Here is an 8069-nt window from a genome sequence, read left to right on the forward strand (position 1 = left end):
TTCCCGACATTCTGTGCTATACTTTCCAGTTCGTTCGCCGCTTCGGCAGCAGCGAAGAACCGAACTATACGCCCACAGGGGAAAACGGTCAATACTTTCAGCGGGATTTTTTTGGGGAAATTCGTCATGTCTCTGTCGGATAAGGTTTTTTATTTCCACCAAACGCTGCGCCGCCTCCAACAATCCCTTCCTCCCCCCTCCTCCGACTGGTGCGCCTTTGTGAATATGCCGTCTGAAACTCGGGGCTTCAGACGGCATTTTGTTTGCTGCTATCAGTCGGCAAACTGTTTTTTCATCCTCTCTCGGCGTTCTTGTGCCTCAACAGATAAAGTGGCTGTCGGGCGTGCCAGCAGCCGCTTCAGACCGATAGGTTCTCCCGTATCGGCACAGAATCCATAATCCCCTTCATCAATATTGCGGATGGTCGCCTGTATTTTACTGAGAAGTTTTCGTTCCCTATCCCGTGTACGGAGTTCCAATGCGTACTCTTCTTCCTGTGTGGCACGGTCGGCGGGATCGGGGGCCGATTCGTGTTCTTGGAGATGTCCTGTCGTAGCGGAAGCATTTTCGATAAGTTCGTCTTGCATTTTTACCAGCAATTCGCGGAAAAAAGCCAAATGGTCGTCATTCATATAATCGTCTTCCGACCCGTTCCAATTTAAAATATCTTGTTCCGTCAGCTTTGCCATAATGTATGTCCTCTCGGTTCACCGCAAAAAACAAAGCACCACAAAGTGGCTTTATTCCTTTGATTTTTATAAGGCTTATTGCCCAAGGCGTTTTTAGAAAACGCGCATCATAACACGTTTTGGATTGGGGTTTTTATTTTCTTTACATTATTGATATTGCCGTTCCATTTCCTGCGAACGGCGCACACAGGCACAAACGCCCTCACTTATGGCTTCGGCGACACGATGCCGCCTGAAGGCTTCCACGGCTTCGTGGGTTGTCCCGCCTTTTGACGTTACATTTTTTTGAAGCTTCTCGAAATCTTCACCCGTCTGCTCGGCAAGGGCAACCGCTCCTTTAAACGTTGCCAGACTGAGCGCGCGTGCTTCTGCCATATCAAACCCTTGTCGGATGGCGGCATTTTGCAAAGCATCCAGCAGATAAAACACATATGCCGGCCCGCTGCCGCTGATACCGGTAATGCTGTGCATTTGCGCTTCATCTTCCAACCAAACGGTCAAACCGACTGATTTCATGATTCGATCGGCAATCCTGCGGTCTGTTTCCGATACTTCCGCTTCGGCAAACATACCGGATACGCCCAGCCCGATTTTTCCGGGTGTATTCGGCATAACCCGGACAATGCGGCGTGTTCCCCCGAGGTAACGGCTGAGCGTATCAACCGACAATCCGGCTGCGACAGAAAGCACCAATGCGCCGTTGGTGCGGATATTTTTGCACGCGGCTTCCATATCCTGCGGTTTGACGGCAAGGATTAAAACATCGTCGGAATGAAGCTCCGGCAGGGTTGCCGAAGTTTCGACCCCCAACTCTTTTCCCAAACGTTCGCGTTTTTCCGCACCCCGATTGGCTATATGGATGCGGTAACCGCCTTGTTTGACCAATCCGCCCGCAACGGCAGCCGCCATATTGCCGCCGCCGAGAAAATAAACATTCATTATTTCTACCCTATTCAAAATTACCTGACTAAATTCATTCCCAATTTTTTACCATCGGACGCGCTCGGACAGACCGTTGCGCCGCAACCCCTGCTTTTTCAAACAATCAAAACCTTCCTGTTTGAACGTCTCAATCAAAGGTTTGCCGTCACGCGTACGCCAATCCAACCCGCAGGCTTCAAACTTCCCTATTTTCCTGTAAAAGTAAGATTGTTGTGCGGATTCATATTCATTTGCCCTGACGGAACGATTGCCGTCTGAAAGCGGTATCTCGTAGTCCTCTAAAGACGGCGGACTCTCGCCGCCAATGTCCCAAAAATCGATGGCGGCAGGTTTTCTCGGCTTACACCAGCCGGACAGGGACGAACACTCATACCACCCCGCCAACCGGCAGCCTGCAACCGTAAAGGCAAGCAACGCAGCCATTGCCGTATATTTTATTGCCCGAATTTCCATCAGCCCCTTTTCCCGAAAATCGCACTGCCGATACGGACATGTGTTGCACCGCACGCAATGGCGGCAGGCATATCGTCCGACATCCCCATAGACAGCACATCCGCCTTAACGCCAGCCGCATTGAGGTCGGCAAGCAGCTTTTGCATGGTCTGAAACTGGGTTTTCAACTCCGTTTCACTGCTGTTGGCTTTGGCAACGCACATCAGTCCGCGCACGACAAGGTTGGGCAGCTTCGCCACTTCCACGGCAAGCGCGACCGCTTCTTCGGGCGCGACACCGTGTTTTGCCGCCTCGCCCGCAATGTTCATCTCGATACACACCTGCAAGGGCGGCATTGAGGAAGGACGCTGCCTGCTCAGCCGGACGGCGGTCTTCAGACGGCATACGGTATGCACCCAATGCGCGCGTTCGGCGACAATTTTGGTTTTATTGGACTGCACATCGCCGATGACGTGCCACACGATGTCGGTCAAATCCGCCAATTCCTCCGTTTTGCCGTACCACTCCTGAATATAGTTCTCGCCGAAATCACGCTGTCCGGCGGCGTAAACTTCGCGGATGCCGTCTGAAGGGAAAGTCTTACTGACGGCAATCAGGCTGACAGAATGCGGCTTCCTTCCCGCCTGCAGAACCAATTTCCCGATACGGTCGAACACCTCCCGATAACGTTCTTGCAAAACCGTCATAAATTATCCCCGGTAAAAATGCTTAAATAGTTGAATCCCAAGAATCAGGGCAGTAAAATTCAGAAGTAGGAAACACCGAACGACCCAAACATTATACTGGACAATATCCCATTATGCAGATTACCGACTTACTCGCCTTCGGCGTTAAAAACAAAGCATCCGACCTTCACCTGAGTTCGGGCATATCCCCTATGATTCGGGTTCACGGCGATATGCGGCGCATCAACCTTCCCGAAATGAGTGCGGAAGAGGTCGGCAATATGGTAACTTCGGTGATGAACGACCATCAGCGGAAAATCTACCAGCAAAACTTAGAAGTCGACTTCTCATTCGAACTGCCCAACGTCGCCCGATTCCGCGTCAACGCCTTCAACACCGGCCGCGGCCCCGCCGCCGTATTCCGCACCATTCCCAGCACCGTCTTATCGCTGGAAGAATTGAAAGCCCCGCGCATTTTCCAAAAAATCGCAGAATCTCCGCGCGGCATGGTATTGGTTACCGGCCCTACCGGTTCGGGCAAATCGACCACGCTTGCCGCGATGATCAACTACATCAACGAAACCCAGCCGGCACACATCCTGACCATCGAAGACCCGATCGAATTCGTCCACCAAAGCAAAAAATCCCTGATTAACCAGCGCGAGCTGCACCAGCACACCCTCAGCTTCGCCAACGCGCTGAGTTCCGCATTGCGCGAAGACCCCGACGTTATCCTTGTCGGCGAGATGCGCGACCCCGAAACCATCGGTCTGGCACTAACTGCCGCCGAAACCGGACACTTGGTTTTCGGCACGCTGCACACGACCGGCGCGGCAAAAACCGTCGACCGTATCGTGGACGTATTCCCGGCGGGGGAAAAGGAAATGGTGCGCTCTATGCTGTCGGAATCGCTGACCGCCGTCATCTCCCAAAACCTGCTGAAAACGCGCGACGGCAACGGCCGTGTCGCCTCGCACGAAATCCTGATTTCCAACCCCGCCGTCCGCAACCTCATCCGCGAAAACAAAATCACGCAGATCAACTCCGTCCTGCAAACCGGGCAGGCGAGCGGTATGCAGACGATGGACCAATCGCTGCAATCGCTGGTACGCCAAGGGCTGATTGCACCGGAAGTCGCACGCAAACGCGCGCAAAACAGCGAAAGTATAAGTTTCTGACACACAACCGCCTTCCGGCCATACCGGCGGGAAAACAAGGTGCAAACACGCGGGGCGGGACGCGGCATCCCGCCCGGCATCCCCTTCAGAACAGGAAGCGTCCGCCTTCCTGTTGAAACCCGCCGCCGCAAACTGCAAGGCTTAAACTGAAAAGAAGTTAACGATGAGTACCAATAACCTGCACGACATCTTGGACGAAATGGTTCAAGTGTATTCTCAAAAAAAACAAAGCCGCTCCGAAACCCCGGCCGAAATCGGCGCACACCTCCACCCGCTGCTCGACCGCCTGTGCGAAACCGCAGAAGCGCAAAGCGCGTCCGACATCCTTATCAGCAAAGGATTCCCGCCCTCGTTGAAAATCAACGGCGCACTGACCCCGCAGCCGCAAAAGGCTCTGACGGGCGAGGAAACCGCCGCCATCGCCGCATCGACGATGAACGCCGAACAATCGGAAATATTCCGGCGCGACGGCGAAATCAACTACTCCGTCCAATCGCGCAGCGGCACGCGCTACCGCGCCAACGCCTACCACAGCCAAGGCCACGCGGGTTTGGTTTTGCGGCGCATCAACCACGTCATCCCGCAAATGCAGGAATTGGGCCTGCCCGAAAAACTCAAAGACCTCGCCGTCGCGCCGCGCGGGCTGCTGATTATCGTCGGACCTACCGGTTCGGGCAAATCCACCACGATGGCGACTATGCTCGAACACCGCAACAAAACCCTGCCCGGCCATATCGTTACCATCGAAGACCCGATAGAGTTTATCTACAAACCGCGCCGCTGCATCTTTACCCAGCGCGAAATCGGTGTCGACACCATAAACTGGCAGACGGCGGTACAAAACGCCATGCGCCAGTCCCCCGACGTGGTCTGCATCGGCGAAGTCCGCAGCAGGGAAAATATGGAATACGCGATGCAGCTCGCCCAAACCGGCCACCTGTGCATTTTTACGCTCCACGCCAACACCGCGCCGCAGTCGCTCGAACGCATACTCAACTTCTACCCCAAAGAACAGCACAAGCAAATACTGATCGACATCGCCCTCAACCTGTCCGGTATCGTCTGCCAACGCCTCGCCCTCAAAAAAGACAAAACGGGCAGGACGGCGGTTGTCGATTTGCTCATCAACACGCCCGCCATCCAAGACTTCATCCTGAAGGGCGACCTGATGAACATCAATAAAATCATGGAAACCGCCAAAACCGACGGAATGCAGACGATGGACCAAAACCTTTTCGAACTGTACCGGCACGGCATCATCAGTTACGAAGAAGCCCTGCGCCAGTCCGTTTCCGCCAACAACCTGCGATTGCACATCCAACTGTACGAAGAAGGCAAAATGCCCGAACTCCTTTACGACAGGGTCAACGGTCTCAACCTCGTTTCCTGATCCGCAAAACCCGATGCCGTCTGAAAACCGCATCCCCGTTTTCAGACGGCATGATTTTATCCGCCCCATTCATGTGCTACACTTTATTCACTTCATAACAATAAACCGGTAAAACCATGAAAACCCCACCCCTCAAGCCTCTGCTCATTACCTCGCTTCCCGTTTTCGCCAGTGTCTTTACCGCCGCCTCCATCGTCTGGCAACTGGGCGACCCCAAGCTCGCCATGCCCTTCGTACTCGGCATCATCGCCGGCGGCCTGGTCGATTTGGACAACCGCCTGACCGGACGGCTGAAAAACATCATCGCCACCGTCGCCCTGTTCACCCTCTCCTCACTTGTCGCGCAAAGCACGCTCGGCACAGGCCTGCCATTCATCCTCGCCATGACCCTGATGACTTTCGGCTTTACCATCATGGGCGCGGTCGGGCTGAAATACCGCACCTTCGCCTTCGGCGCACTCGCCGTCGCCACCTACACCACCCTCACCTACACCCCCGAAACCTACTGGCTGACCAACCCCTTTATGATTCTGTGCGGCACCGTACTGTACAGCACCGCCATCCTCCTGTTCCAAATCGTCCTGCCCCACCGCCCCGTCCAAGAAAGTGTCGCCAACGCCTACGAAGCACTCGGCAGCTATCTCGAAGCCAAAGCCGACTTTTTCGATCCCGACGAAGCTGAATGGATAGGCAACCGCCACATCGACCTCGCCATGAGCAACACCGGCGTCATCACCGCCTTCAACCAATGCCGTTCCGCCCTGTTTTACCGCCTTCGCGGCAAACACCGCCACCCGCGTACAGCCAAAATGCTGCGTTACTACTTTGCCGCCCAAGACATACATGAACGCATCAGCTCCGCCCACGTCGATTATCAGGAAATGTCCGAAAAATTCAAAAACACCGACATCATCTTCCGCATCCACCGCCTGCTCGAAATGCAGGGACAAGCCTGCCGCAACACCGCACAAGCCCTGCGCGCAAGCAAAGACTACGTTTACAGCAAACGCCTCGGCCGCGCCATCGAAGGCTGCCGCCAATCGCTGCGCCTCCTTTCAGACGGCAACGACAGTCCCGACATCCGCCACCTGCGCCGTCTTCTCGACAACCTCGGCAGCGTCGACCAGCAGTTCCGCCAACTCCGACACAGCGACTCCCCCGCCGAAAACGACCGCATGGGCGACACCCGCATCGCCGCCCTCGAAACCGGCAGCTTCAAAAACACCTGGCAGGCAATCCGTCCGCAGCTAAACCTCGAATCGGGCGTATTCCGCCATGCCGTCCGCCTGTCCCTTGTCGTTGCCGCCGCCTGTACCATCGTCGAAGCCCTCAACCTCAACCTCGGCTACTGGATACTGCTGACCGCCCTTTTCGTCTGCCAACCCAACTACACCGCCACCAAAAGCCGCGTGTACCAACGTATCGCCGGCACCGTACTCGGCGTAATCGTCGGCTCGCTCGTCCCCTACTTTACCCCGTCTGTCGAAACCAAGCTTTGGATCGTCATCGTCAGCACCACCCTGTTCTTCATGACCCGCACCTACAAATACAGCTTCTCGACATTTTTCATCACCATTCAAGCCCTGACCAGCCTCTCCCTCGCAGGTTTGGACGTATATGCCGCCATGCCCGTGCGCATCATCGACACCATTATCGGCGCATCCCTTGCCTGGGCAGCGGTCAGCTACCTATGGCCAGACTGGAAATACCTCACGCTCGAACGCACCGCCGCCCTTGCCGTATGCAGCAACGGTGCCTATCTCGAAAAAATCGCCGAACGCCTCAAAAGCGGCGAAACGGCCGACGACGTCGAATACCGCGCCACCCGCCGCCGCGTCCACGAACACACCGCCGCCCTCAGCAGCACCCTTTCCGACATGAGTGGCGAACCCGCAAAATTCGCCGGCAGCCTGCAACCCGGATTCACCCTCCTCAAAACCGGCTACGCCCTGACCGGCTATATTTCCGCCCTCGGCGCATACCGCAGCGAAATGCACGAAGAATGCAGCCCCGACTTTACCGCACAGTTCCACCTCGCCGCCGAACACACCGCCCACATCTTCCAACACCTGCCCGAAACCGAACCCGACGACTTTCAGACGGCATTGGATACACTGCGTGGCGAACTCGACACCCTCCGCACCCACAGCAGCGGAACACAAAGCCACATCCTCCTCCAACAGCTCCAACTCATCGCCCGACAGCTCGAACCCTACTACCGCGCCTACCGACAAATTCCGCACAAACACACCCCGAATGCCGTCTGAAGCAGTTTTGCCATTTTGCAAAGCACGGCGTGAGGTCAGGCAGTTTGTAAGATAGTTCGCAAGGCTTTGCACGGGCGGATGCACAGTGAAGATGTGCAAAGTGCAGGTTTCAGGGCGGGCGCAAGGGACTGTAAGACGGATTGTAGGGTGGATTGTAGGGTGGATTGTAGGACGGGCTTCAGCCCACCGATTCCACCGCCTCGACAAATCTGACACATCCGCCATTTCCACCACTCCAACCATTCCCTCCAAGAACCCTTGATGCGGCAGGCTGAAGCCAACCCTGCAACCAACCCTGTGCAACGCCCTACAGCCTCTTGCACACCCTTCCTGCGTATTTACGCATCTGCCCCGCGCTTCCCCTGCCGTCTGCTGACTGAACAAACCGAGACCTTTGCAAAATTCCCCAAAATCCCCTAAATTCCCACCAAGACATTTAGGGGATTTCTCATGGACACCTTCTTCCGGCAAACCGCACAAGCCAT

General features: G+C 55.4%; 8 protein-coding genes. 4 read left to right on the forward strand and 4 right to left on the reverse strand.

Going from position 1 to position 8069, the window contains the following annotated elements; all coding sequences use genetic code 11:
* Positions 1 to 272 precede the first annotated feature (272 nt).
* From dksA to Q3O06_RS03260, 4 genes are all read right to left on the reverse strand, one after another.
* Positions 273 to 689 (reverse strand): RNA polymerase-binding protein DksA, encoded by a 417-nt coding sequence (gene dksA / locus Q3O06_RS03245; protein ID WP_118793253.1) that lies wholly within the window; start codon positions 687 to 689, stop codon positions 273 to 275.
* A gap of 147 nt (positions 690 to 836) precedes the next feature.
* On the reverse strand, positions 837 to 1646 hold the full coding sequence (proC, locus tag Q3O06_RS03250; protein WP_228372549.1) for a pyrroline-5-carboxylate reductase: 810 nt from the start codon (positions 1644 to 1646) through the stop codon (positions 837 to 839).
* A gap of 30 nt (positions 1647 to 1676) precedes the next feature.
* Entirely contained in the window at positions 1677 to 2084 is a 408-nt protein-coding gene (locus Q3O06_RS03255; RefSeq protein WP_002221801.1) for a hypothetical protein, read from the reverse strand.
* On the reverse strand, positions 2084 to 2770 hold the full coding sequence (locus Q3O06_RS03260; RefSeq protein WP_196428210.1) for a YggS family pyridoxal phosphate-dependent enzyme: 687 nt from the start codon (positions 2768 to 2770) through the stop codon (positions 2084 to 2086). Before Q3O06_RS03260 ends, Q3O06_RS03255 begins: the two co-directional genes overlap by 1 nt.
* Positions 2771 to 2883: 113 nt before the next feature.
* Here Q3O06_RS03260 and pilT point away from each other — a divergent pair, with 113 nt between their 5' ends.
* The 4 genes from pilT to Q3O06_RS03280 all read left to right on the forward strand — a co-directional run bounded on the left by pilT (position 2884) and on the right by Q3O06_RS03280 (position 8004).
* The gene (pilT, locus tag Q3O06_RS03265) at positions 2884 to 3927 is read left to right on the forward strand and encodes a type IV pilus twitching motility protein PilT (protein ID WP_107819853.1); all 1044 of its coding nucleotides are present in this window, start codon (positions 2884 to 2886) and stop codon (positions 3925 to 3927) included.
* A gap of 163 nt (positions 3928 to 4090) precedes the next feature.
* Entirely contained in the window at positions 4091 to 5317 is a 1227-nt protein-coding gene (locus Q3O06_RS03270; RefSeq protein ID WP_003711227.1) for a PilT/PilU family type 4a pilus ATPase, read from the forward strand.
* Positions 5318 to 5433: 116 nt separating this feature from the next.
* Positions 5434 to 7584: a YccS family putative transporter gene (gene yccS / locus Q3O06_RS03275; protein WP_301817691.1), complete on the forward strand. Its 2151-nt coding sequence runs from the start codon at positions 5434 to 5436 to the stop codon at positions 7582 to 7584.
* Between the two features lie 261 nt (positions 7585 to 7845).
* Entirely contained in the window at positions 7846 to 8004 is a 159-nt protein-coding gene (locus tag Q3O06_RS03280) for a hypothetical protein (protein ID WP_301817693.1), read from the forward strand.
* Positions 8005 to 8069: the final 65 nt, after the last annotated feature.

Source organism: Neisseria maigaei, assembly GCF_958267405.1.
Classification (GTDB): domain Bacteria; phylum Pseudomonadota; class Gammaproteobacteria; order Burkholderiales; family Neisseriaceae; genus Neisseria; species Neisseria bergeri.

Excerpts from the sequence above, each read along its gene's own strand:
- dksA (WP_118793253.1), bottom strand. The coding sequence starts at position 689 with ATGGCAAAGCTGACGGAACAAGATATTTTAAATTGGAACGGGTCGGAA.
- Q3O06_RS03255 (WP_002221801.1), bottom strand. The coding sequence starts at position 2,084 with ATGGAAATTCGGGCAATAAAATATACGGCAATGGCTGCGTTGCTTGCC.
- Q3O06_RS03260 (WP_196428210.1), bottom strand. The coding sequence starts at position 2,770 with ATGACGGTTTTGCAAGAACGTTATCGGGAGGTGTTCGACCGTATCGGG.
- pilT (WP_107819853.1), top strand. The coding sequence starts at position 2,884 with ATGCAGATTACCGACTTACTCGCCTTCGGCGTTAAAAACAAAGCATCC.
- Q3O06_RS03270 (WP_003711227.1), top strand. The coding sequence starts at position 4,091 with ATGAGTACCAATAACCTGCACGACATCTTGGACGAAATGGTTCAAGTG.
- yccS (WP_301817691.1), top strand. The coding sequence starts at position 5,434 with ATGAAAACCCCACCCCTCAAGCCTCTGCTCATTACCTCGCTTCCCGTT.
- Q3O06_RS03280 (WP_301817693.1), top strand. The coding sequence starts at position 7,846 with ATGCGGCAGGCTGAAGCCAACCCTGCAACCAACCCTGTGCAACGCCCT.